Source organism: Mucilaginibacter sp. A3364 (genome assembly GCF_059690715.1).
Window position 1 is genome coordinate 2,526,514 of record NZ_JCAWED010000001.1, and the last position, 26,517, is coordinate 2,553,030.

A 26,517-nucleotide genomic window follows, 5' to 3' on the forward strand; every position below is an offset into this window, starting at 1 on the left:
CGACCAACAAGTATATTTACTGTTAAATCTGTTAACTTAGCAGGTCACATATACTATAGTATGGCAAAAGCTAAAACGACCAAACCCCAAGACAATAAGCCAATGGAACAAATACTGTTCCTCACGGCTGATAAACTCCGTAAGAACATCGATGCAGCTGAGTATAAGAGTTACGTTTTAGGATTGTTGTTTCTTAAGTACGTTTCTGATGCTTTTGATGTGCTTCATCAAAAGATTGTTAATAAAGAAGGCGATTACGCCTACGATGATCCCGAAGACAAACTGGTGTATAGTGCTGAGTATGTGTTTTTCGTTCCTGAGAAAGCAAGGTGGAATTATATAGTGTCCAGAGCCAAACTGCCTACCATTGGTGAGGAAGTTGATACAGCGATGGACCTTATTGAGAAGGAAAACCCTAAAATCAGGGGTGTTCTGTTTAAGCAGTTTGCGCAATCTAAACTGGATAAAGTCACCCTCGGAGAGCTTATTGACCTAATTAACAACATGGATCTGGGTACGGAGGCCGCACAGCGTAAAGATTTGTTTGGCGTGGTTTACGAATATTTCCTCGGACAATTCGCTTTAGCGGAAGGACGTAAGGGAGGGCAGTTCTATACACCACGTTCAGTTGTTTCACTACTGATAGCTATGCTTGAGCCAAAGCATGGTAAAGTCTATGACCCTTGCTGTGGTAGTGGTGGTATGTTCGTGATGTCTGAAAAGTTTGTTGAACAACATCAAGGCCGTTTGGACGACATTACCATCTACGGGCAAGAAAGCAATCAAACAACCTGGAAGCTTTGTGTTATGAACCTCGCTATCCGAGGAATCGACCCGGAGCAAGTTAAGTGGAATAGTGAGGGTAGTTTCCTCAAGGATGCACACCCTGATTTAAAGGCAGATTATATTATAGCAAACCCACCATTTAACGTATCAGACTGGAGTGGCGAACTTCTTCGCCAGGATGGTCGTTGGAAGTACGGAATACCGCCCGTAGGTAACGCCAATTATGCGTGGCTGCAACATTTTCTATATCACTTGGCACCCAAGGGAAAAGCAGGGATTGTGTTAAGTAAGGGTGCTTTAACCACCAAGTCAGGTGGAGAGTATGAAATACGCAAGAATATGGTTGAAGCCGGTGTTATAGATTGCATCGTCAATCTTCCGACAAAATTGTTTCTGAATACTCAAATCCCTGCTTGCCTCTGGTTTTTAAACCGTGATGAGAACAGATTACGTAAAGGTGAAGTGCTGTTTATAGACGCGCGCAATTTAGGGCATTTGGTGAACAGACGAACCCGTGAATTTAACGATACCGATTTAAATGCTATCTCTGAGACTTACCACCATTGGTTAAACAGTAGGGACGAGTATGAAGATATACCGGGCTTCTGTAAATCCTCATCGGTTGCTAATATAACGTCAATGGATTATGTACTTACACCTGGACGGTACATTGGTTTACCAGATGAAGAGGAGGATTTTAACTTTGTCGATACACTGTCAAATCTTCAAGCTGAATTAGAGAAGCAAATGGAAGAAGAACAGGTCCTTAACGAACGCATTAAAGATAACCTTTCTAAGTTGATGGAGGTGGGAGATGAATAAATGGAAAGAATATCGTTTAGAAGATATAATGGCTCCAGCAAAGAGCTTTTATACTCCAAAAGCGGGAGACAATTTTCCCTACGTAGGTTTAGAACACATAGAACAGCAAAGCTTACGCCTAAATAGTGTTGGAACGTCGGATAGCGTAACCAGTCAAAAGCTTAAGTTTTCAGCTGGCGATGTATTATTTGGTAAGCTTCGACCTTACTTTAGAAAGGTAGTAGCTCCCGCATTTACAGGAGTGTGCTCGACAGAAATATGGGTATTAACTGCTAAAGAGCCTGTCATGCAACGGTTTCTTTACTATCTCGTTGCCTCATCCGATTTCATCGAAACATGCAATGCCGGAGAAAGCGGAACAAGGATGCCAAGGGCCGACTGGAATTATATTAAAAACACTACTTGGCAAATTCCACCTAAGAATGAGCAGCAAGAAATTGCTGAAGTCCTTACCAGCTTGGATGAAAAAATAGACCTGCTGCACCGCAACAACAAAACGTTGGAAGCTTTAGCAGAAACGTTATTCCGTCAGTGGTTTATTGAAGAAGCTGATGATAGTTGGGAAGAAAGATCATTATGTGAGTTTTTAGAAATAAAAGGAGGCTTTACGTACAAGGGCGAGTATATTGGAAATGGAGATGCATTACTACTTGGTATGGGATGTGTGTCATTCAACAATAGGTTTTTATTGTCAGGAGCTCGTCCATATTCTGGACAATGCCCTGAAAAATATATGGTAAAACCAGGTGATCTGGTGATTGCCACAAGGCAACAATCAGACAACTTACCAATTCTCGGATTTCCAGCAATTATACCCGACGACTTCATCGGTAAAAAAGTAATCGTTGGAGCTAATTTATACCGAGTAAGTAATAAATCATTATTCAGCAACTATCTTCTTTATCTTCTATTAAAAACCAGAGAGTATAAAGATCATATTGTCGCATCTGCAAAGGGTTCAACTGTTAGGATGATAACGAAAGACGCAATTGAGTCTTATAGGTTTGCTTTACCTCCTAAAGAAGTAATAGATTCATTAGAACAGGTTATTACTCCGATAAATAATAAATTAACAGCAATTACAAGGCAAATCCATACTCTCACGACACTGCGTGAAAATTTACTACCTAAGTTATTAAGTGGAAAAGTAAAGGTAAACAACCCCGTAATAGCATGACACGCATAGTTGAAAATGACATAGAGCTTTGGGTCATAGAAGTATTGCAAACCAAAGGCTTTACCTATATCCACCCGAATCTGCTTGACCCGGATGTTGATACGTCCCTTCGTAATGGTTTTGCCGATATCGTCATTGAGAATTATCTTCAACGAGCTTTAGCATTAATAAATCCAACAATACCGACCAATACACTTCAACAAGCTGTTAAAGAAGTACTAAGAGCACCCGGGCATGGCGATTTGATGGAATGCAACCAGTACTTTCATACCTTGCTTGTAGAGGGAGTTGATGTAACCTACACTGAAAAAGGAGAAGAGCGTACTATTAAAGCGAAGCTAATTGATGATGTAAACTCGGACAACAACCTATGGCACGTTACGCATCAAGTAACCATAATTGAGAATGGGCAGCATAAGCGGCCCGATGTGATATTATACCTCAATGGCTTGCCCATAGTTGTACTTGAGCTAAAGAACGCAACAGATCATAACGCGACTATTGAAAAAGCTTACCACCAGTTACAAACGTACCACCGTAGCATTCCTACGCTGTTTAACTATAACTGCTTCGAAGTAATATCTGATGGGTTAGAAGCTAAATTGGGAACGATAACAAGTGATATATCCCGCTTTATGTCATGGAAGACTTCGGACGGCAAGACAGTAGCATCTAACAAAACGAGTGAACTGGCCGTACTGATGGATGGGTTATTGAACACAGAGGTTTTAACTGATCTCATTCTGAACTTCATCGTATTTGAAAAGACAAAAGTAGAGGACTTAGCTACAAAGACCGTTCGTATTGAAACAATCAAAAAGATAGCAGCCTATCATCAATACTACGCAGTTAAGAAAGCAATTATATCGGCACAGGAAGCAAGTACAGATGGCGGTAACCGCAAAGGTGGAGTTATATGGCATACCCAAGGCTCGGGTAAATCCCTTTCTATGGTGTTCTTCACCGGACTATTAGTTAAAGCCTTAAACAATCCTACAGTAGTTATCATTACAGACAGAAATGATTTAGACGAACAGCTATTCGACACGTTCGCCAACTGCTCTCAGCTATTAAGGCAAGTGCCTGTGCAGATTGACAGCAGAATAGCCCTGATAAAAGAGCTAAAGAACCGACAATCCGGAGGTGTGTTCTTTACAACTATTCAAAAGTTCCTACCCGAAGATAACTCCAACCAATTTGAGAAACTCTCTGAAAGACGTAATATCATCGTTATTGCTGACGAGGCGCACCGTACCCAATATGGGTTTGAGGCTAAGGTTAGGTACATAAAAGATGAAACCGGAACAGAAGTAGGCAGCGAAACCACGTATGGATTTGCAAAGCATATGCACGATGCCTTACCTGGTGCAACTTTTATAGGTTTCACCGGTACGCCTGTAGAGAGCAACGATAAGAACACTCAAGCGGTGTTTGGCGAGTATGTGGACATATACGACATTGAACGTGCCGTGAAAGATGGAGCAACAGTGCCGATCTACTATGAAAATAGGTTCGCTAAACTAAAACTTGATAAAATCTTTACTGAAGAATTAGAGAACAAGCTAAGCATGGTTGCCGAAGATATACCTGAGTATGCTGTCAATAAGGCAATAGAACGTTCAACGCGACAAGAAGCAATTATAGGTCACCCCGAAAGGTTAAAGATGGTTGCTAACGATATTCTTACTCATTTTGAAAGTCGGGCAGAGGTATTTACAGGCAAAGCTTTAATTGTTGCGATGAACCGCAACATTGCAGTAGCCCTATACAACGAGATTGTAGCCCTCAAACCTGAGTGGCATGATAACCGTGATGAATATGGAGGTATAAAGGTTATCATGACTGGTAGCTCGTCCGATGAAAAGCATTTGCAGGATCACATCCGCACCAAAGCTAAGCGTGGCTTAATAGCTGCCCGTTTAAAAGAGAAACGTGACCAGTTGCAAATGGTGATTGTGGTAGATATGTGGTTAACAGGTTTCGATGCACCAGTATTGCATACGCTATACCTCGACAAAGACATGAGCGGCCACAATTTAATGCAAGCCATAGCAAGGGTTAATAGGGTGTTTAACGACAAACCAGGTGGTTTGATAGTAGATTACGTTCCAGTTACAGGGAACTTAAAGACGGCCTTAAAAACCTATACAGAAAACAACGGCAATGGTGCCATCACACTTGACATTGCAGAAGCAGTAAATCTAATGCTTACGAAGCTCGAAGTGGTAGAACAGATGTACCATAAATTTGACTATCAATCATACTTTAAGGCGAGCACTGGCACTAAGATGAACATCATTTTAGAAGCGGAAGACCATATCCTTGGTTTGGAAAATGGTAAAGAGCGATACATTAAAGAAGTTACTTCATTAGGCCAGGCCTATGCACTGGCCAAGTCAGAACCGGAAGCTAAAATTATTACAGAGGAAGTAGCATTCTTTCAGGCAGTCAAGGCAAGGTTAGCGAAGTTTGATATAGCCGTTACAGGTCAAAGGCGTAGGGAGTTTGAGAATACCATTAAGTCAATGGTAGAAACTGCTATTGCTACTGATGGCATCGTTAACCTTTTAGACCAGGCTGGCTTAGATAAGCCAGAGGTTTCAATCTTTAGCGAAGACTTCATGAACGAAATCCGTAACATGAAGCAGAGAAATGTGGCTATTGAACTGTTGAAGAAGCTATTGTCAGACCAAATCAAAATACGGTTTAAGAAGAACCTTGTTATTAATAAAGGCCTTACCGAGAAGCTAATGGCCGCTATTAACAAGTACAATAATAAATCTATAACTGCCCTTGAAATGATGGAGTTGTTGCTCGAACTGTCCCACGATGTTAATCGTGAAACCGAACTGGGTAACTCTATGGGCTTAACCGATACCGAGAAAGCCTTTTACGATGCCCTTGCTTGCAACCAATCAGCAATGCACATGTTAGGAGATAGTAAGCTGCTAATCATAGCTAAGGAGCTAGTACAACGGGTAAAACGAAGCACGACTACTGACTGGACAGCCAGGCAATCGGTTAAAGACCGTGTTAAACTTGAGGTTAAACGCGTCCTGCGTTTCCATAAATACCCACCTGACGATGAAGCCCGTGCTACTGATACAGTGTTGGAGCAAGCTGAAATGTATGCTAAGGAATTAGCCTAAACTAAACATGAATTGCAGATAACTGTTATCGTGTTATGGAAAGGATAACATTTGATCAGTTACCTGAAATGGTTGCGCTGATCCTGGAAAAGTTAGAGCGGATTGAGACGCTTATTGGTAAGGGTGAAACTGTTGTAGAGCACTTTGGCAAGGAAATGTTAACTGCTAATGAGGCAGCAGCATTTATGGGTGTTTCTAAGTCAAAGTTATACAAGATGAGTCATAATCGAGACATGCCAATTTACAAACCAACAGGTGGTCGTATCTACTTTAAGAAGGATGACATTGTTGCTTACCTTCAACACAATCGAGCCATGAGCCGTGATGAAATCGAGCAAGAGGCAATTAATTACATAACAAAGTCAGCCACAAAACGAAGTGCGCAACGGTTCAAGTAGAAATATAGATATGCAAGAATGTACTGTTAGCCCAGAGTTTTTACATACCGAGTTACTTCAAGAGTATATTCATACTTTTTATGGATATGGCAGTTGGTCAGTCAGCAAGTTTTGGTTTATTGGCATTGAAGAAGGTGGCGGTAATGAACAACAAGATATCGTAAAAAGGCTTAGCAGTTGGGTGAAACTCGGCAAAACAGATTTGATGGATTGCAAGCTACACCACCAAAACACAGGCTCGTTTCCAATGGAACCTTTATTAAAGATGCATAGTCGAACCTGGACGCGACTAATTATAGCTAAGTTGGGGTTTCAATCTATAATTCGAAGCCCGGAGGTGATGCTTGACATTTTAAACAATCAGTGGGGACAATTGTCTTCTGATAACTTACTTGTTGAATTACTACCCTTACCGTCTCCAGGAGTTGACTATTGGAATTATAAATATTGGGTAGACCTTAGCTCAGACCTGCGTTTTCTTAAAGATAGGTTTACATACAAGTCCCAAGTTATCCTACAAAGAATCACTTACATCAAATCAAAAATAGCTGAACATAACCCTCCAGTCGTGCTATTCTATGGTAAATTAATGCAGGAACATTGGAGTGAAATCATTGGAACCAACCAATTAGAAACCTTTGACATTTTAGAGAAAACACGATATAGGATAAAACATAAGCTGATTGGCAAGACACTTTATGTCCAGTGCCCTCAGCCTACTTATATCAGAGGTTATGCCTTTTGGACAGCGTTGGGTGTGAAGATAAAAGAGTTGGTTGATACGACCGCACTGAATTCTTAACACCCCAAAAGGACCAATTACTTTTTTAAAAGGTAACTTTGATATCCTATTCTTGAATCAATTTTAGTGCTTGCCTAATACAGTAACTTTTAAAAAAGCAGGCAAGTGCAGTCAAATACTCAAAGTACATTCAAACAATAGACACTAATTAACAAAGGGTATATACCTCATATTAAAAAGTGTCCAACCTAACTCAGGATTATAAAGACCTCTATATACAGTAAAAATTCAAATTTCTTGAGTTGAAACTCCAATACATTATATTAGCTATCCTAAACCGCGCATATGTTTAAATATCTACTGGTAGTATCATTAATCACAACTTCTATTAGCGTAAACGCTCAACAATTTGTAAACGTTGTTGACCAAACAGTTGTCATAAACTCAATGTCTAGCCCTGTTGGTAGCACGCGAGGTGTGGTTAAAGTAAATTTACCACCTAACACAACTTCATACATCTACAGGTTATCAGTGACCCCAAAAGACCGTAGAGGTGATGCATCAAATCTGATAATGTTGTTAAATCAAGTCGCCCCTAAAGAAATCGTAGTAGGTTTGACATTAACTCAGTTTGTTGTTAAGAGTGCAGAAAACTTATCAGTGGACGCATTTACATTTACTAATGTGTACGACGCAGATGCATTCGCATTAAAACAAACTGATTGGCATGCCTGCAATGAGAACTTGAATCTAGTCAACACCTGCTCGTCGTCAGCTTCATGCATTAACCCAATAGTTTATTTCGGATTTAGAAATAATAATGTGATAACTGGTCTTAACGTACGTTTGGAAGTTGTCGCGATAGTCGACACAGAAAGCACCTCAAAGTTCAGTTATACAGTAACCAATGCAACCAAACAAGATATAGCGTTTCAGTTAAGTACTAATAACGTCACATGGGAAAAGGCTGAGCTACGACCTGGATATGACAAATACATCACTATACCTAATCGATTACTGTACTTTAAATTATTTACAAGTGCTTTCAACTTCGTCAAGTATGAAATTAAGCCTGACGATCACTATAAAGTAATTTGGAATCCTAAAGGTGTATTAGAGTTGGTGAGGTTCTAATTCAAGATTTCATCGACCTCTATAACTAGTAATTTTTAACTTTTCTTGAATTAAACATTTAGAATAATTCCCTTATAAGAAATAGGTTTGGGCTAACACTACATAAGTCAATTCAAACTTTTAGTTACCTCTATAGATAGTAATTTTTGATATTTCTTGAATTAGCAATATCTTGTCACAAACTAAATTTTATCAAATGAGACTTAACTACGCGTGGCAAAACTTTCACAAAGCATATCAGTGTATAAATTCTAGAGGGACTAATTCACAAAACCTAAAATTCGCATTAGGTGAACTACATACTCTCACACCTGCCGACCTACCAGAAGATCTTCAAGAGAGTTTCAGAGAATTTTGGGAGCAGATGACAAGCGTCCAATCAAAAGGTGAAGAAGGAAAGATTTCTGCTACAGTAAATAGTTTGTCAGATGCAGAAGTTCAAGTTGCTATTGATAAAATACTATCAATGCATGAACGAATATGTCAGGTAACGGGTAATCCGCGTTAATTCAAACATTTAACTACCTCTATAAAGTAAGAAATTCCATATTTCTTGAATTGGAGATTGGGGAGAGAAAATACATAATTAAGCAAGCAAAGTTAGGACTGGTGCTTCTGAAGCGCATGAAAGACTACGGCATAAACTCACAAGCCAACACACAATCCATTTATTCCGTTTCCTTTCTTGCTTTATCGCACCAAACCTGAGTAGGCTGTATAATTATTTATTCACGTAAACGTATAACTATGAAAGACCCTCCTACTGTTATCTTACTACGTAAAATGCAATGGTGCACTTAAAAACTGCACTGAAACTGCACCGAAACTGCACCGATTAGTCTTGAAACTTCAATTTTTTGTAGATTGCAACAATCAGCCTACATAGGGCAAATATTTAATTAACCTATTTACAAATACTGCACTTAGCTGTAGAACAGTGCTTTAAAACAGAAAAAGCCTTTCTGAACTAACAGAAAGGCTTCCAATTCCCGGTGATCCCATTAGGATTCGAACCTAAGACCTACAGATTAGAAATCTGTTGCTCTATCCAGCTGAGCTATAGGACCGCGCAAATAAATTGCGGTGCAAATATGCAAATTTCTGCTTAAAATCCGAATGGAATTTAAAAATTATATATCTTTAAGCAGCAACTTGTTATCTGTTTACAGGTTGCAAATTACAAGCCAATTTTACTTTTTTGATCAATATCAGGGTATGAAAAAACTGTTACTGCCGGGCTTTATATCCGGTTTAATGTTATTTGTGGGCATTGCGTGCGCGCAGGCTCCGCTATCAACTGTAAAGCTGGATATTAAACTGGTGGCCGATAAACTGGCCTACCCTACCGCGTTTGCGGCGCCTAATGATAAAAGCGGTAGGCTGTTTGTTGGTGAACAGCGTGGCCGGATACGCATCATCAAAAATGGCGTTTTACAGGCCGAACCTTTTTTGGATATTACCAAAGATGTGCTGATGATGGCCAGTGCCGACGAGATGGGGCTGCTGGGCTTGGCCTTCCACCCAAACTTTGCTAAAAATGGTAAATTTTATGTGTACCACAGTCGTAAAATACCTAAGGCGCCGGGCCTTGATCACCGCGGCGTTTTACGCGAGTATACTTTGGCCGATCCGAAAGCTAATAGTACAGCCAACGCCACATCGCGCGATGTGATCACTATTGACGAGACCGACTCCAACCATAACGGCGGCGATATCAAATTTGGCCCCGATGGTTACCTGTACCTAGCCCTTGGCGATGGTGGCGCGTACAACGACCTGCACGGTGAGTTTGGCAACGCCCAAAACATGAACCAGCTGCTGGGCAAAATATTACGTATAGACGTTAATCAATCGCCATACGGCATCCCGAAGGATAACCCTTTCATCGGCAAAGAAAACCATAAGCCCGAAATTTATGCCTACGGCATGCGTAACCCTTGGCGCATCAGTTTTGATAAGCTTGACGGCAGGCTGTTTGCCGGGGATGTGGGCCAGAACAACTGGGAAGAAGTGGATATCATTACCAAAGGCGGCAACTACGGCTGGCGCGTGCGCGAGGGAACCCACGTAAAATTCCCGAACGACCCCGACCCTAAAAACTGGATCAACCCCATTGCGGATTATGGCCACAACGAAGGCATCAGCATAACCGGCGGTTTTGTGTACCGTGGTAAGGCAATCCCGGCACTGGCAGGCAAATATATATTCGGCGATCTGAACGGCACGTTGTGGACACTGACTGACATTAAACGCAGCATGTGGCCGCGCGAAAAACTATCCATCAGCAAAGCACCCGGCACCTGGCAGATATACAGCTTTGGTGAGGACCAGCAGGGCGAATTATACATACTGGCCAATATGCCTGAGCAGCAAACCGGCGCGGTTTACAAAATAGTGGCGGGAAAATAAAAGATTAACCTTTAGATGATGACGCCCTTACAATAAGCTGCGGCTTAATGCTGATAACTTTTGGCGTTACCACCTCTTCGGTATTATCCATTTCGGCAAAGTAAAGCTCGGCAATGGTTTTACCCATGTGGAAACTAAACTGATCAATACTGGTTAGCGACGGATTGGTAATTTCGGTAAAGGCTTCGTTAGCGTAGCCTAAAATACCCAGTTGTTCGGGCACGTTTATGTTAAGCTCCTTAGCAACCTCTAAAGCCCCAAGCGCCGAGTAATCAGACGTTGAAACAAAGATAGCGTCGGGCGGGTTGGGCAGGCTTAGGAGTTTTCGCGTTGCTTCGGCGCCCAGTTCTTTTGTCCAAACGTTGCCTATAATAAGGCTTTCGTCAACCGGTATGTTATGGTTTTTTAACGCCTGTAAGTAGCCGTTTTTACGGTGTTTAAAAATATTGATGTTTTGAGGGCCTTCCAGCAAGGCAATGCGTTTATAGCCACGCTCAACCAAATGGTTTACCGCCTCTATGGATGCCTGTTCATTATCGTTAATCACTTTCAGGGTTTCCAGGTCATCCGCTACGCGGTCAAACTGGATAAGTTGTATCCCCTGCTCCATTACATTTTTAAGGTGGCTGTAGTCGTTACTTTCAACCGATACCGAAATAATGATACAATCAACATGCTGGTTCATCAAGGTGTTAACGCAGTTGATCTCTTTGCTATGCGATTCGTTAGACTGGCAGATGATCAGGTTATAGCCTTTTGCATACGTAGCATCCTCTAAACCCGCAATAACGTTGCTAAAGAAATTGATATTGATACGCGGCACAACCACCCCGATGGTTTTGGTTTTGCCCATACGCAGGTTACTGGCCAGTGTGTTGCGCTTATAGTTCAATTCGGCAGCCGTTTTTAAAACCAGGTTCTTGGTTTCTTCATTAACGTTTTTGCTATTATTGAGCGCACGCGATACCGATGAGGCTGTAATATTGAGCTTCGCCGCTATATCATAAATGGTAATTCTCTTCTTTGGCTTCATAGGCAATCACAAATATGTAAAAATTTCCCACTCAATCGCTTTCCTATAAATAAAAAAATCTATACAATCGATTGCAATTAATAAAAAAATTATACTTTAGCCTTCATATAAACCAACGCTTAAAAACCTGCTGTTTTCAATTAAAAAAATTGGGGTGTTATGTTATTACTAGGAATTGATGTAGGCACCTCGTCTATCAAAGTATCTGTGGTTGATGCCGCTACGCAAAAAAGCGTGGCCTCGGCCCAGTATCCCGATACCGAATCGGCCATTACCGCGCTGCAACCGGGCTGGGCCGAGCAATCGCCGGATATGTGGTGGCAACACGTGCAAAAAGCTATTTTGCTGTGCAACGCTACCGGCAAATATCAGTCGCATGATGTAGCTGCCATTGGCGTAACCTACCAGATGCACGGCCTGGTATTAATTGATAAAGATCAAAAAGTACTTCGCGACAGCATCATCTGGTGCGATAGCCGCGCGGTTGAACTAGGTAAAGGCGCGTTTGACGCCATAGGCCATGAGCAATGCCTTTCGCACCTGCTCAATTCGCCCGGTAACTTTACGGCCTCAAAATTGGCCTGGGTAAAGCAAAACGAGCCGCAGATTTACGCCCAAATAGATAAAGTAATGCTGCCCGGCGACTACATCGCCCTAAAACTTACCGGCGAGCTGACAACTTCCATATCTGCCCTATCCGAAGGTATCTTTTATGATTTTGCTAACGAGGATATTTCGGCCGACCTCTTAAATTACTATGGTTTTGACAGGTCATTTATCCCCGAAGCAAAACCGGTATTCTCCAGTCACGGTGAGCTAAGCGCGGGCATGGCATCGGCCCTCGGCCTAAAACAAGGCATCCCGGTAGCCTACAAAGCCGGCGACCAGCCCAACAACGCTTTATCTGTAAACGTACTAAAACCCGGCGAAGTAGCCGCCACGGCAGGCACATCAGGCGTGATATACGGTGTAAGCGATGAACTGACCTATGATCCGCAATCGAGGGTGAACACTTTCGCACACGTAAATTATCTTACCCAACAAAAAAGCCTGGGCGTTTTAATGTGTATTAACGGTACCGGCAGCATGTACCGCTGGGCCAAACATACATTTGCTCCTAATCTGTCATACGTACAACTTAATGAGTTGGCAGCAAAGGCGCCTATTGGCAGCAACGGTCTGCTGGCCCTGCCTTTTGGTAATGGTGTTGAGCGAATGCTGAGCAACCGGACTACCGGCGCGGTATTTAGCGGTATCGACCTAAACAACCATAACAACACCCATATTTTCCGCGCGGTTAATGAGGGTATTGCCTGCGCCTTTAGGTACGGGCTTGATATCATGCGCGAAAACGGCATGAATCCATCGGTTATCCGTGCCGGTAGGGCCAATTTATTTTTGAGCGATGTGTTCGCCCAATCATTTGTAAATGCTACGGGTATCCCGGTTGAGCTTTATGAAAGCGATGGCAGTGTAGGCGCGGCTTTAGGCGCGGGCATTGGTTCGGGTATATACGCATCGGCCACTGAAGCCTTTACCGAAATGAAGCCCGTGCAACTGATAGAACCATCGGCCACCGCCAAATTTGAGCCGGTATACCAGGCCTGGAAACAACTTTTAAATAAACATTTAACATCCATATAAACCTAAAAAAGACAACAAACACAATGGCAGGAGTAGTAACCGGGCAAACCGAATTTTTTAAAGGAATTAGCCAAATTAAATACGAAGGACCAAACACCGACAACCCATTTGCCTTTCGCTGGTACGATGCGGATAAGGTAGTGGCGGGTAAAACCATGAAAGACCACCTGCGTTTCGCGGGCGCTTACTGGCACTCGTTTGTGGGCAATGGCGGCGATCCGTTTGGTGGCGCTACGCATATTTTTGAGTGGGATAAAAAGGAAGATGCTGTGGAGCGCGCCAAAGACAAAATGGACGCGGCATTTGAATTTTTAACCAAAATGAACCTGCCATACTACTGCTTCCACGATGTGGATGTGGTTGATTACACCAACGATATTAACGAAAACGACCGTCGCCTGCAGGCTTTGGTTGAATATGCTAAACAGAAACAAACCGATAGCGGTGTAAAACTGCTTTGGGGCACAGCCAACCTGTTCTCGCACCGCAGGTACATGAACGGCGCGGCTACCAACCCGGATTTTCATGTATTGGCGCATGGCGCGGCGCAGGTTAAAGCGGCGCTTGATGCTACCATTGCTTTAGGCGGCGAGAACTACGTTTTTTGGGGCGGCCGCGAAGGTTACATGACCTTGCTAAACACCGATATGAAACGCGAGCAGGATCACCTGGCGGCTTTTCTACACGCGTCAAAAGACTACGCGCGCAAAAATGGTTTTAAAGGCACCTTCTTTATCGAACCAAAACCTTGCGAACCGACCAAGCACCAGTATGATTATGACTCGGCCACTGTATTGGGCTTTTTGCAGAAGTACGACCTGATGAATGATTTTAAACTGAACATTGAGGTTAACCACGCTACCCTGGCCGGCCATACCTTCCAGCACGAGTTGCAGGTAGCTGCGGATAATGGTTTGTTAGGATCTATCGATGCTAACCGTGGCGATTCGCAAAACGGCTGGGATACCGATCAGTTCCCGAATAATATTAATGAGATCACCGAATCCATGCTCATCATTTTAGAAGCCGGTGGCCTGCAAGGCGGCGGCATAAACTTTGATGCCAAGATCCGCCGTAACTCAACCGACGCGGCCGACCTGTTTCACGCCCACATTGGTGGTATGGATACCTTTGCCCGTGCTTTGATCACCGCGGATAACATCCTCCAAAAATCAGACTACAAAAAAGTACGTGCCGATAGATACGCCAGCTATGACAGTGGTAAGGGAAAAGAGTTTGAGGCCGGAAAATTAAGCCTGGAGGACCTTAGAAATTATGCAATCGATAACGGCGAGCCAAAAACCATTAGCGGAAGACAAGAATATTTGGAAAATGTGATAAACCGCTATATATAATTTGAAAAAACCATGATATAAAGTTATAATTGCCAAACCAAATATAAACTTTACGAAACATGAACAAATTGACTAACGGCGACTATGCAGTATTTTTAGTATACTTCCTGGTCGTTGCTATTTATGGCTTCTGGGTATACAAGCGCAAGCGCGATGCCGATGCCACCTCGAAAGATTACTTTTTAGCCGAGGGATCATTAACCTGGTGGGCAATTGGCGCATCACTTATCGCATCAAACATTTCGGCCGAGCAGTTTATCGGTATGAGTGGTTCGGGCTTTAAAATGGGTTTGGCTATTGCTACCTATGAGTGGATGGCTGCTGCTACCCTGGTTGTGGTTGCTGTTTTCTTTATCCCGGTGTATCTTAAAAATAAGATATTCACCATGCCGCAGTTTTTGCACCAGCGCTATAATGGCACGGTAGCCATGATTATGGCGGTATTCTGGTTGTTGCTTTACGTAGTGGTAAACTTAACTTCTATTTTGTACTTAGGTGCATTGGCAGTTAGCAGTATATCAGGCGTAAGCTTCCAGGCTTGTATATGGGGATTAGCCATTTTCGCTGTAATTATCACCCTGGGTGGTATGAAGGTAATTGGTTATACAGACGTTATCCAGGTGTTCTTTTTAATATTAGGTGGTTTAGTAACTACTTACATTGCTGTTAATTTAGTGGCCGATCATAACGGTGGCGGTGGTATCATGAAAGGTCTTTCGGTAATGAAGGAACAGGCCTCCGACCACTTCCATATGATATTTAAGAAGGACGAGCCAAACTATATCGATCTGCCGGGCCTTTCGGTACTGATAGGTGGTATGTGGATCATCAACCTGAACTATTGGGGTTGTAACCAGTACATCACTCAACGTGCCTTAGGTGCCGATTTGCCTACTGCCCGTGGTGGTATCCTGTTCGCGGCTTTCCTGAAACTGTTAATGCCGGTTATTGTGGTATTACCGGGTATTGCGGCTTACGTATTGTACAAACAAGATCTTTTCCAAACCGAATTATTGCAAGGCGGCGAGGTTAACCCTGACCGTGCTTACCCGGTATTGTTAAACCTGTTGCCATCGGGCTTAAAAGGTTTATCATTCGCGGCACTGACAGCTGCTGTGGTAGCATCGTTAGCGGGTAAAGCAAACAGTATCGCTACCATCTTCACGTTAGACGTTTACAAAAAATTCAAACCGGAGATAACCGACAAACAACAAGTACAGGTAGGTAAAATTACCGTAGTTGTTGCCATGATATTGGGTATCCTTATCTCTCCTTTCCTGGGTATCGATAAAAAAGGCGGTTTCCAATACATTCAGGAATACACAGGCTTCGTATCTCCGGGTATCTTCGCCATGTTTATCCTGGGTTTCTTCTGGAAAAAAACGACTTCAAACGCGGCATTATTTGCAACTATCGGCGGTTTCGGCTTATCGGTATTGTTTAAATTCCTGCCGAATATGGTCGACCTGTCGTTCCTGTCATCTACAGGTTTCTCGGTAGCTAATGCAGCCGGGGTTTACGAAATTCCGTTCATTGACCGTATGGGCTTTGTATTCCTGATCTGCGTTATCGGTATGTACATCATCTCGATGATCGAGAACTCAAAAGGCGCTAAACAACACGCGCTTGAGGTTGACACCAAAATGTTTAAAACCACCACCGCTTTTGCTGTGGGTACGTTAATAGTTTGCGGTATACTGGTTGCAGTTTATTCTGTTTTCTGGTAGGACGCGCTATAGACTTACGAAGTTTTTGAAACTTCGTAAGTCGAAATAAAAAAGGGGTTACATTGTAAATCATGTAACCCCTTTTTTATTACAAATGGTTAAATAAAACGATAATTTTACCTATATATTCCATATTTCATGGCACGATCAAAACGAAAAACTCCATTTTTTGGAATTACTACTGCAACATCTGAAAAACTCGACAAAAGACGTTGGAACCAAACTTTTAGGAGGATAGCTAAGATTAAAATAGCTAAAGGAGCTGAAGTGCCTGAAAAGATTCAAGCTGTTACCAATGTATGGGATGGTTCAAAAGATGGCAAATATTATCGCAAGAATCATAGTGTTAAAGATCTGCGCAAATAAATAAGTCAAACAGCTTACTTTTTATTTCCCTCTCTCCTAAACCATCTCCCCTGTTTTGATGTTAAGCAAGAAAACATCACAACATGAACAACTTTTTTAGAGGTATTATAGCAGCCTATGGCGCCAAAAAACTGGGCGGGGGTTGCTTTTCAACCATTGTAATATTTATTATAATTTACGTGGCTTTGGGGCAGTGTAACCAGCGCTCGCACGCAGCTACGCGGCCTGCTAATATGAAAGCGAAGCAGATAAAGGTTTGCGTGGCGCCGGCCGGTATAATCGCTCACTCGAACCGCTAGTACCAGAGACGCAAATATTGCGTCTCTACGTTAAAAAAAGGTGCGCCACTTTTATCGGAAGCAAAATCACGCAAAACACAAGTAACTGATAATTATGCACTTACAAATAAAGCAGGGTGCGCCGCATTGCGCCGCTTTTTTGCATAAAAAACTGATAGTTAATTATTTACAAAAAACAGGTGCGCCACATGCGCCACTTTAAAAGTGGCGCACCCCGGTATTAAAAATATCGAATACGATTTCGCATTTTTCCTTTAAACAAATTGGGTATCCGCTCCAAAATGATGTTTATTTGTATCAGTAAAACCAATTGCAACACTTAAACATTAACTCATATAATGCTTAGTAATTTAGAGCAAACTTTCCGTTGGTACGGTCCGCATGACGCGGTTACCCTGGCCGATATTAAATTTACCGGCGCTACCGGTATTGTTAACGCCCTGCACCAGATACCTACTGGCGAGGTTTGGCCGCTTGACGAGATCAACAAACGCAAAGCGATGATTGAGGCCGCGGGCTTCCGCTGGTCGGTTGTGGAGAGTGTGAACGTGCATGACAGTATTAAAACAGCAGGCCCCGATCGCGACAAGCACATAGCCAACTATATCCAAACCCTTAAAAACCTGTCTGCCGCGGGCATCAATGTAGTTTGCTACAACTTTATGCCGGTGCTTGACTGGACCCGCAGCGATATTGATTACCGTTTGCCAAACGGCGCTTCGGCCCTGCGCTTTGAGGCCCGTGCCTGGCGCGCGTTCGACCTGTATATTTTAAAACGCCCCGAAGCCGCTAACGAATTCACCGAACAGGAGCAAGCTGACGCCAAAGCTTACTTAGATGCCTTGAGCGAAGACGAAATAACCCTGCTCACCAACAACATGATGGCCGGTTTGCCAGGTACCCGCGATGTAATGACGGTTGAGGAGTTTAAAGGTTTCCTGGCTAAATATGACGGCGTGGATGCCCCTACCCTGAAAGCTAACATGGCTTACTTCCTGCAAGCTATCATCCCTGATGCCGAGAAGTTGGGCATTAAGATGTGTGTACACCCCGACGATCCACCGTTCCCGATATTTGGTTTGCCAAGGATAGTATCTACCGAGCAGGACCTGAACGATGTGGTTAACGCGATACAATCGCCAAGCAATGGCTTGACCTATTGCACCGGCTCATTAGGTGCCCGTGGCGATAATGATCTGCCGGGAATTGTTGAGCGATTGGGGCAGCACTTCCATTTCCTGCACCTGCGTAACGTAAAGCGCGAGGCAGATGGCAGCTTTTACGAAGACGACCACCTGGCGGGCAGTACGGATATGTATGCCGTAATGAAGGCCCTGATACTGGAACAACAAAAAAGACAAGCCGCTGGCCGCACAGACGTGGCCATACCAATGCGCCCGGACCATGGCCATAAGCTTTTGGATGATTTTAGATATGACACCTTCCCCGGCTACTCGGTAATAGGCCGACTCAAAGGCCTCGCCGAACTGCGCGGATTGGAATTAGGTGCTAAACGCAGCATCTTAGGATAAAAAGAAAAGACCACCCGTCAGAGGGTGGTCTTTTTTGTTTTATAGAGAATATGAATACCTTAGTATATCACTACAAAACTATGCTAAGCAACAACAAACAAACCGTTACCAAATACCTTGAAGCCCATGCACGGCTTGACCATGAAGCCGTACTGGCCTGCCTTACCAACGATGTGATATGGGAAATGCCCGGCGTGTACGGGCGCATTGGCAAAGCGGCATTTGATAAGGGTATAGAAAACGATGAGTTTACAGGCTATCCCATCATTGAAATTACCCGCCTGATAGAAGAAAACAATGTAGTAGTTGCCGAAGGCACCGTTATAGCCAAACGCCGCGATGGCACTACCCTGAATGCCGCGTTTTGCGATCTCTTCCATATGGAGAACGGGCTGATCAAGATATTGACCACCTACGTTATGGCCAAATAAAACAATTAGCGACTTTGCTGTTTATACAAAGGCAACGCACAATCAAATTGCGCCGTACTTATATATATGCCCTATATAGCAGCAACATCTACCATTAATCTACCTTATAAAACGCCACAGCAAGCCGTCAAAGAACGAGCCTACGAGCTGTTCTCGGCCAACTTCGCGGCGGCCGACAGGCTGATATTCGCTTTTGATAATACGGGCATTATAACCCGTAATTTCTGCAAGCCGCTGGAATACTATGGCAGCCCTACCACGTTTGAAGAACGTAATAACGACTATATCCGGATAGCCCTGCAATACTCGGTACTGGCTATTGAACAATGCCTGGCGGAAGCCGGTGTAAGCAAAGATGAAGTGACAGACCTGGTGTTTGTATCCACCACCGGCCTGGCTACCCCAAGCATCGATGCCTTGATCATTAACCAAATGCGTCTTAATCCTAACATTAACCGCTCGCCATTGTGGGGATTAGGTTGCGGTGGCGGCGTGTCGGGCATGGCCAAAGCTAATGTGGCGGCTAAGGCTAATCCTAAAGCGGTGGTGTTGCTGGTGGCGGTTGAGCTATGTTCGCTTACGCTGATCAGGAGCGATTATAGTAAGAGTAATTTTATTGGGTCGAGCTTGTTTTCGGATGGGATTGCGGCCTGTGTGGTTAAAGGCGATGAACATGGCAGCGGCGATAATCGTGTGAGTTGCGTGGCATCGGGCAGTAAGCTGTATTACGATTCGTTGGATGTGATGGGCTGGGATTTTAAGGATACGGGCTTTAAAGTGTTGTTCTCGAAGGATATCCCGGCGTTCATTCATGAGCATATTAAACAAGATATTGATGATTTCCTCGCTAAGCAAAACCTTCAACTAAGTGATATCAAAAACTACATCTTTCATCCCGGCGGCAAAAAGGTGCTGGATGCCTATACAGATGCTTTGGCTATTGAGGGCGGACTCCTCAACAAAACCCGCGCGGTGATGAATGAAAACGGCAACATGTCGAGCGCTACGGTACTATACGTATTGGATAAGTTTATACACGAGGACGCCGAACCCGGTTACGGATTAATGCTGGCCATGGGGCCTGGTTTTTCAAGCGAAATGGTATTATTGCATTTTAACTAAGGCCTTATGTATTTTACGATGTTTATGTGCTTCCTGGTAGCTCAACGCTTATCTGAGCTCTATATATCCAACCGTAACGAAAAGTGGCTGCTACAGCAGGGCGCGGTGCAATACGGGCAGGGCCACTACCCTTTTATGGTGGCTATGCATACGGCTTTCCTTATTTCGCTGATAGTTGAATACTATCTGAGTAAAAACACGCCGTTTAGCTACGGGTTTTTCCTGGCCTTTATACTGGTGCTGAGCTTTAAGTTTTGGGCGTTGTCATCCCTTGGCAAATACTGGAATACCAAAATTTACCGTGTACCCGGCAACGGCCCCTTAAAAAGCGGACCATACAAACTATTTAAACACCCCAACTATATGGAAGTGGTGTGCGAGATAGCCATCATACCGTTGGTGTTTAACCTTTATTATACGGCAATAATCTTCAGCCTGTTAAACGTAGTGATGCTAACAGTACGCATAAACGTTGAAAATAAAGTGTGGGCCAAATAGGCTTATGACAGTTCGGATTTTGAGTCTTTATTCCGTCCGGCTTTTATAGCCAGGAACAGGAACAATAAAAACAAGCCTGTGGGCGCCAACATACTTGATTCGTTTACGTACGGAAAAATGGGATAAGCAGTGTAAACCAGCCAGCCAAAGGCCGCGAGTGCACACAGGGGGTACACTACTGATAATAATTTTCTCATGTTGCTATAAGGGTTTTGAGTGCTATAACGGTAGCACCAATTTAACTTATATATACCTGACAATGAAAATATTGTAAAAATATAGTATTGATTAAAAATCAATACCCAATACATGACATTTTTATCTGAAAAAGATATTTATTGCTTGTACAGAAAACACTTTCAACAATATAACGCCCAAATAGCCAACAAATTACTTAGCCACCCTTTTAAACACTGTGGCTGCCAATGGTGACACTGTAAGGTTAACAGACTGCGGTTTGCCGTGCCATTCTACGCCTTCGGTATACAGCAACTTTTCGTTCACCACGCCGGTACCCCAAAAGTTTAAAGCGTCTGAATTGAACACCTCTTTCCAGGCGCCGGCGGCAGGTACGCCTATGCGGTAGCCTGGACGGGTTACCGGGGTCATGTTTAATACCACCAACAAGTCGTCGCTTTCGTTGTGGCCCTTGCGCAGGTAAACAAGTATAGAGTCAGCCACATTGCCACCATCTATCCACTCAAAACCCGACGCGTCGAAAGCTTTTTCATACAGTGCAGGTTCTGATTTGTATAGCTGATTAAGCGCGCGCACCGTTTCGCTGATGCCTTTGTGGTTGGCATGTTCGGTTACGTACCATGATAGCGCGGTTTGGTAGTTCCATTCGTCGCCCTGGCCAAATTCGCTACCCATAAACAGCAGCTTGGCACCCGGGTGGGTAAACATATAGCTGTACAGCAGGCGCAGGTTGGCAAACTGCTGCCACTCATCACCCGGCATTTTGCGCAGCATTGAGCCTTTGCCATACACCACCTCGTCGTGCGAGAAAGGCAGCATAAAGTTTTCGGTAAATGCGTATATCAAACTAAAGGTGATCTGGTTGTGATGATATTTACGGTTGATCGGATCTTCAGAAAAATACTTGATGGTATCGTGCATCCAACCCATCATCCATTTCATGCCAAAACCTAAGCCTCCCAAAAACACCGGCCGACTAACCCCTGTAAACGATGTTGATTCTTCAGCAATGGTTTGTATATCCGGGAAGTGGCTGTAGCAAGCCTCATTAAATTCTTTCAGGAAGGATATAGCTTCTAAATTCTCGTTACCGCCAAATACGTTCGGTTCCCACTCGCCATGCTTGCGCGAGTAATCCAGGTATAGCATGGAAGCCACGGCATCAACCCGCAAACCATCCACATGGTACCTATCCAACCAAAACAGCGCGTTGCTGATGAGGAATGCCCTTACCTCGTTACGACCATAGTTAAATATGTACGATTTCCAGTCGGGGTGAAAGCCTTTGCGCGGGTCGGCATGCTCGTACAGGTGCGTGCCGTCAAAATTATACAAAGCATGCGCGTCGCCGGGGAAGTGGGATGGCACCCAATCCAGGATAACCCCTATACCCTCCTGGTGGAAACGTTCTATCAGGTACATCAACTGTTGTGGCGTGCCATAGCGCGATGAAGCGGCGTAATAGCCGCTCACCTGGTAGCCCCAACTTGGGTAGTAAGGGTGTTCGGCAATAGGCATAAACTCTACGTGGGTAAAGCCCATATATTTAACATAAGGTACCAGCATATCCGCCAGTTCCTCGTAATTATAAAATGTATCCGGCTGGTCGAAATTGCGCGCCCACGAGCCTAAATGCACCTCGTAAACCGAGTATGGTTTATCTAAACCATTATGATCGCGGCGGTTGGCCATCCAGTTCTCATCCTTCCATTCGTAGTACGTATCGGCCACTATAGAGCCGGTAAGCGGCGGTACTTCCCAGCGAAGGGCAAATGGATCGCTTTTTTCCAGGTCCTCACCTGTTGATGAGTTGATGAAATATTTATACACCTCGCCCACACCAACATTTGGTATATAACCCTCCCAAATACCCGAACCATCCCAACGGCTATATAAAGGGTGCGAACCTCGGCTCCAACCATTAAAGTTGGCAATAACCGACACGTACTGCGCGTTTGGTGCCCACACGGCAAAATAGGTACCCACTACGCCTTCATGTTCCACAACGTGACTACCCAGCTTTTCGTAAAGCTTGAAGTGTTTACCGCTTTGAAATAACGCGATATCAAATTCGGTAAAACGGCTATAAGGAATCACCGCCCTAAACTGCTCTGTAATGGTAAGCGTGCTGATTGGCGCCGATGGTTTTGTAACCTTAGGCTTGATAGCTTTAGCAGGCTTTGCTGTCGCGGACGTAGTTTTAGTCGCCTTTTTTGCTGGCGCAGAGGTTTCCTTTTCGGCTTTTGGCTTAACAGTTTTTTTTGGTTTCGCGTCCGCGGATTCAGGTTTGGTGGTGGATGTTTTTTTTGCCATGGTTGGATATATTCCCGTTTATGGGATGTGGCTCAATGGTTAGATGGGCCCGGTTGTATAACAATCAAATATATCATTATTGTTTGAAGCAAGGCAATAAACGTGAAATAGTTATTGAGTGTTGGCAGACATTAGCATATAAGGTATATATTGGCATAAAAAATCAAAGTGTACAGACTCGATCTAATTTTTGTTGGCGCCGTTTTACTCATATTTGTTTTAAATGTAGTTATCATCAGGTATCTAATTCACAAAGCAATAAGGAAATTTGTACTTCCTAAACTGGCAGCCCGAAACCTAACCTATTTAAGATATCAATGGGCGGGTTTCTTTTCTACAGGGGATTTTAAGCAGCCAATTGGTTTAACCTTTTTCAATGTTCCGGGTCGGCTATCGATATATGTCTATATTTTTTACTGGGACCAGAAAGTCGAACGGCGCTTTACAATTGAGATTGACACCTCCACACTATTTATAAGGAAAGTTATTTTTAGTGATGACCAGTTTAATAACTAAAAAGCCTTACAAAGTTCTTACACTTTGTAAGGCTAATCAAATAAGTCCTAAATCTTAATTTATTTCGATATCTCTATCACCTTAAACTTCTTATTATACTTAAACTCAAGTATGTTCTTATCAGTAATAACAAAATCAGTTACCGTTTTTCCATCAACAATAATTTTTGATGTTTTGAACGGCAAACCTGCTACGTTAAAATTGTAATCTTCGTAGCGGGGGGTATACAAACCTTCCATGCTTTGGTTAATGGCAAAGCTGGTTTTGGTACCCTTAACGGCGAATTTCTTCTCCGAATAAATATCCTGCTCATATGCGAAAGTCTCGCCGTAATCTTCAAAGAAGAAAGAGTTGGCATCGTTCTCGCTATAATAAACATTCAGTTTAACTTCTTCTATCTCTTGCTGGCCAACATATTGCATTACCGGATATTCAGGAATAACCGCGCCTGCTTTAATAAAGATAGGGATAGTTTCCAACGGAGTTTGTACTTCAACCTCACGACCACCTTCAACAACCTCTAACGACCAGAAATTATACCATTTACCATTTGGCAAATAAACCTTACGGCTTTTCTGACCAGGCTCTAATACCGGGCATATCAATATCTTATCCCCATAAGTAAACTCATCCTGGCGGAAGAAGTTACCCGGTTCCAATTGCTCCTGCATTACTATCGGTCTCAAAATTGGGAAGCCGTAACGGTGATGCTCCCAGAAAGTAGAGTACAGGTAAGGGATCAGTTTATAACGCAGTTCGATAAATTTACGGTTGATGGCAGTATATGGCTCGCCAAAGCTCCATGGTTCACGCTCTTTGGTATCGCCCGCCGAGTGCGCACGCATAAACGGCGCGAAAGTGCCTAGCTGGATCCAGCGGGTAAACAATTCGCCATCAGGCTCGCCGCTAAAGCCACCAATATCCGTACCGCAGAAAGGTATACCCGACATGGATAAACGCTGCAACTGGATGTTACCTAACTTCAGGTGCTCCCATGTAGCTACGTTATCACCAGTCCACACCGAAGTATAACGCTGCACGCCCGAATAACCCGCGCGGGTTATGGTAAACGGACGTTTATTTTTCATGATCTTGCGCAAACCTTCGTAGGTAGCGCGTACCATTTGCATACCATAAACATTATGTGCCTTACGGTGCGAACCACGGTAGCCATCATATTGGTGACGAACATCATCCGGGAAGGTACTGGTACCAAACACGGCAGGTTCGTTCATATCGTTCCAAACACCCGCAACACCGGCATCAACCAGGCCCTGGAATAAGCCACCCCACCATTCACGCACCTCAGGGTTAGTAAAATCAGGGAACTGGCAGCGGCCAGGCCATACGTGGCCCTCCATAAAGTAATCATCGCTACGGCGGCAGAAGTATTTCTTCTCTTTACCCTCTTTAAACACCCAATAGTTATCATCAACACGGATACCCGGGTCGATAATTACTACGGTTTTAAAGCCGTCGTCACTTAGTTCCTTCACCATTTTAACGGGATCAGGAAAATATTTTTTGTTCCAGGTAAAGCAGCGGTAACCATCCATGTAGTCGATATCTAAATAGATACCATCGCAAGGAATTTGCTCTTTACGGAATCTGTCGGCAATAGCTTTAACTTTTGCTTCCGGGTAATAGCTCCAACGGCATTGGTGATAACCAAAGGCCCAAAGCGGTGGCATTGGGTGCGTACCGGTTATTTTGTGGTAATTCTTCACCACGTCCATCATATGCGGACCGTGGATATAATAGTATTGCATCTCACCTCCATCGGCCCAGAAACTGGTTTTATCCCGCTCCTGCGAAGCAAAGTCAAAATGCGATTTATAAGTATTATCAAAAAAGATACCGTGCGAAACGCCGTCACTTATACTTATATAAAATGGTATGGTACGGTATATCGGGTCCTGGTTCCATTGGAATGAGTAAGCATCCGTATTCCAGTTTACAAAACGTTTGCCGCGCAGGTTAAGTTCGGTAGGTTTATCACCTAAACCAAAGATAGCTTCGTCGGGGGCGCAGGTTTTGGTACAGAAAACGTAGTAACCACCAAAGGCAACGTTCTCTTCCCAGTGCATAGGCACCGCGTCTTCGCTGGTTACATGGCCGTTATTGTCCGAAAACGAAATAAAGAAATCGGCCTTGCGGATATGGCAGTTAACCACACCTGTAGAAACCTTAAACTCGGTATCACTTTCAAACAAAGTAAAAGCCGTAGCCTTATTAGGCAGCTTTGGCACACCGTACGAAAACTCGTCCAGGAAAACACCGTGAGGTGCTAAACGCACGCGGATAATTTCGTCGGTAACAACGGTTATCTCTACTTTGGCTTCGCCGTCGGTAAAAAAGAATTTGTTTCCTATCTGGTCGGCATGATTAGGTACGCCAAGGTATTTTTTTATGATCGGCTTAATGCCAATAATAGGGTTATTTACGTGCTGAAAAACTTCTTCTTCCTGTGCTACTAATCCATTTAACTCCACTTCCGGATCTAGTGTATTATCTTCCATATATTAATCAATAATTTATTCTCTGCCCATTAACAATTATTAGCTTTTGTTAAAAATGAGCTGGTAGTTACCCGTTCTAACAGCTAATAAACGATTTTTCTTCAATAATTAAGCCATCAACACCGTTAAAATTAGGTTAAGCCTTAATATTTAAAAAGCTCATAAAATAAGGGGGGCGATTATGAAATTTTCGCAATAATGTTGCTCTGCTTAACTACCTTATTAGCCATTACTTAAATCACGTGATTACCTGGCGGGAAAAAACCACCCTAATGCGGGAAACAGCATTAATGTTTTGATGAATTGCGTACCCGCGCAAAATATCATTAGCAATTCATCTTCGTACA

21 protein-coding genes and 1 tRNA gene are annotated in these 26,517 nt (G+C 43.5%); 17 read left to right on the top strand and 5 right to left on the bottom strand.

Annotation, left to right across the window (positions count from 1 at the left end; all coding sequences use genetic code 11):
* Nucleotides 1-60: 60 nt before the first annotated feature.
* The 7 genes from AC59JT_RS11295 (at nt 61) to AC59JT_RS11325 (ending at nt 8,716) form a co-directional block, all read left to right on the top strand.
* On the top strand, nt 61-1,608 hold the full coding sequence (locus AC59JT_RS11295; RefSeq protein ID WP_497398812.1) for a type I restriction-modification system subunit M: 1,548 nt from the start codon (nt 61-63) through the stop codon (nt 1,606-1,608).
* The gene (locus AC59JT_RS11300; protein ID WP_497398814.1) at nt 1,601-2,785 is read left to right on the top strand and encodes a restriction endonuclease subunit S; all 1,185 of its coding nucleotides are present in this window, start codon (nt 1,601-1,603) and stop codon (nt 2,783-2,785) included. Before AC59JT_RS11295 ends, AC59JT_RS11300 begins: the two co-directional genes overlap by 8 nt.
* Nucleotides 2,782-5,934: a type I restriction endonuclease subunit R gene (locus AC59JT_RS11305; protein WP_497398816.1), complete on the top strand. Its 3,153-nt coding sequence runs from the start codon at nt 2,782-2,784 to the stop codon at nt 5,932-5,934. The genes AC59JT_RS11300 and AC59JT_RS11305 overlap by 4 nt, the downstream gene beginning before the upstream one ends.
* Nucleotides 5,935-5,969: 35 nt before the next feature.
* On the top strand, nt 5,970-6,332 hold the full coding sequence (locus tag AC59JT_RS11310) for a helix-turn-helix domain-containing protein (protein WP_497398818.1): 363 nt from the start codon (nt 5,970-5,972) through the stop codon (nt 6,330-6,332).
* Between the two features lie 10 nt (nt 6,333-6,342).
* Nucleotides 6,343-7,134: a hypothetical protein gene (locus AC59JT_RS11315; RefSeq protein ID WP_497398820.1), complete on the top strand. Its 792-nt coding sequence runs from the start codon at nt 6,343-6,345 to the stop codon at nt 7,132-7,134.
* 285 nt (nt 7,135-7,419) lie between these two features.
* Nucleotides 7,420-8,208, top strand: a complete 789-nt coding sequence (locus tag AC59JT_RS11320) for a hypothetical protein (RefSeq protein ID WP_497398821.1) — start codon at nt 7,420-7,422, stop codon at nt 8,206-8,208.
* Between the two features lie 196 nt (nt 8,209-8,404).
* The gene (locus AC59JT_RS11325) at nt 8,405-8,716 is read left to right on the top strand and encodes a hypothetical protein (protein WP_497398823.1); all 312 of its coding nucleotides are present in this window, start codon (nt 8,405-8,407) and stop codon (nt 8,714-8,716) included.
* Between the two features lie 485 nt (nt 8,717-9,201).
* Here AC59JT_RS11325 and AC59JT_RS11330 read toward each other — a convergent pair.
* Nucleotides 9,202-9,275, bottom strand: a tRNA-Arg gene (locus AC59JT_RS11330).
* A gap of 148 nt (nt 9,276-9,423) precedes the next feature.
* On the opposite strand from AC59JT_RS11330, the gene AC59JT_RS11335 reads away from it, so the two are divergent.
* Nucleotides 9,424-10,617 carry a PQQ-dependent sugar dehydrogenase gene (locus AC59JT_RS11335; protein WP_497398825.1) on the top strand — a complete coding sequence of 398 codons (1,194 nt, stop codon included), beginning with the start codon at nt 9,424-9,426 and terminating at the stop codon, nt 10,615-10,617.
* 4 nt (nt 10,618-10,621) lie between these two features.
* On the opposite strand, the gene AC59JT_RS11340 is transcribed toward AC59JT_RS11335, so the two are convergent.
* Nucleotides 10,622-11,650, bottom strand: coding sequence for a LacI family DNA-binding transcriptional regulator (locus tag AC59JT_RS11340; RefSeq protein WP_497398827.1), 1,029 nt, complete (start codon nt 11,648-11,650; stop codon nt 10,622-10,624).
* A 159-nt stretch (nt 11,651-11,809) separates the two neighbouring features.
* On the opposite strand from AC59JT_RS11340, the gene AC59JT_RS11345 reads away from it, so the two are divergent.
* The 9 genes from AC59JT_RS11345 to AC59JT_RS11385 all read left to right on the top strand — a co-directional run bounded on the left by AC59JT_RS11345 (nt 11,810) and on the right by AC59JT_RS11385 (nt 20,624).
* Complete coding sequence (locus AC59JT_RS11345) at nt 11,810-13,294, top strand: xylulokinase (RefSeq protein ID WP_497398829.1); 1,485 nt, start codon at nt 11,810-11,812, stop codon at nt 13,292-13,294.
* Between the two features lie 23 nt (nt 13,295-13,317).
* The gene (gene xylA / locus AC59JT_RS11350) at nt 13,318-14,649 is read left to right on the top strand and encodes a xylose isomerase (protein ID WP_497398831.1); all 1,332 of its coding nucleotides are present in this window, start codon (nt 13,318-13,320) and stop codon (nt 14,647-14,649) included.
* Between the two features lie 59 nt (nt 14,650-14,708).
* Nucleotides 14,709-16,376: a sodium/sugar symporter gene (locus tag AC59JT_RS11355; protein ID WP_497398833.1), complete on the top strand. Its 1,668-nt coding sequence runs from the start codon at nt 14,709-14,711 to the stop codon at nt 16,374-16,376.
* A gap of 138 nt (nt 16,377-16,514) precedes the next feature.
* Nucleotides 16,515-16,742, top strand: coding sequence for a hypothetical protein (locus AC59JT_RS11360; RefSeq protein ID WP_497398835.1), 228 nt, complete (start codon nt 16,515-16,517; stop codon nt 16,740-16,742).
* 83 nt (nt 16,743-16,825) lie between these two features.
* Nucleotides 16,826-17,041 carry a hypothetical protein gene (locus AC59JT_RS11365; protein ID WP_497398837.1) on the top strand — a complete coding sequence of 72 codons (216 nt, stop codon included), beginning with the start codon at nt 16,826-16,828 and terminating at the stop codon, nt 17,039-17,041.
* Nucleotides 17,042-17,379: 338 nt separating this feature from the next.
* Nucleotides 17,380-18,573 carry a mannonate dehydratase gene (gene uxuA, locus AC59JT_RS11370; protein ID WP_497398839.1) on the top strand — a complete coding sequence of 398 codons (1,194 nt, stop codon included), beginning with the start codon at nt 17,380-17,382 and terminating at the stop codon, nt 18,571-18,573.
* Nucleotides 18,574-18,623: 50 nt separating this feature from the next.
* The gene (locus AC59JT_RS11375) at nt 18,624-19,004 is read left to right on the top strand and encodes a nuclear transport factor 2 family protein (protein WP_497398841.1); all 381 of its coding nucleotides are present in this window, start codon (nt 18,624-18,626) and stop codon (nt 19,002-19,004) included.
* 66 nt (nt 19,005-19,070) lie between these two features.
* Nucleotides 19,071-20,126 (top strand): type III polyketide synthase, encoded by a 1,056-nt coding sequence (locus tag AC59JT_RS11380; RefSeq protein WP_497398843.1) that lies wholly within the window; start codon nt 19,071-19,073, stop codon nt 20,124-20,126.
* 6 nt (nt 20,127-20,132) lie between these two features.
* On the top strand, nt 20,133-20,624 hold the full coding sequence (locus AC59JT_RS11385) for an isoprenylcysteine carboxyl methyltransferase family protein (protein WP_497398845.1): 492 nt from the start codon (nt 20,133-20,135) through the stop codon (nt 20,622-20,624).
* 2 nt (nt 20,625-20,626) lie between these two features.
* Here the strand turns inward: AC59JT_RS11385 and AC59JT_RS11390 are convergent, their stop codons facing one another.
* The 3 genes from AC59JT_RS11390 to AC59JT_RS11400 form a co-directional block, all read right to left on the bottom strand.
* Nucleotides 20,627-20,821: a hypothetical protein gene (locus tag AC59JT_RS11390; protein ID WP_497398847.1), complete on the bottom strand. Its 195-nt coding sequence runs from the start codon at nt 20,819-20,821 to the stop codon at nt 20,627-20,629.
* A gap of 193 nt (nt 20,822-21,014) precedes the next feature.
* Nucleotides 21,015-23,135, bottom strand: coding sequence for a 1,4-alpha-glucan branching protein GlgB (gene glgB / locus AC59JT_RS11395; RefSeq protein WP_497398849.1), 2,121 nt, complete (start codon nt 23,133-23,135; stop codon nt 21,015-21,017).
* 575 nt (nt 23,136-23,710) lie between these two features.
* Nucleotides 23,711-26,170, bottom strand: coding sequence for a glycoside hydrolase family 31 protein (locus AC59JT_RS11400; protein WP_497398851.1), 2,460 nt, complete (start codon nt 26,168-26,170; stop codon nt 23,711-23,713).
* Nucleotides 26,171-26,517: the final 347 nt, after the last annotated feature.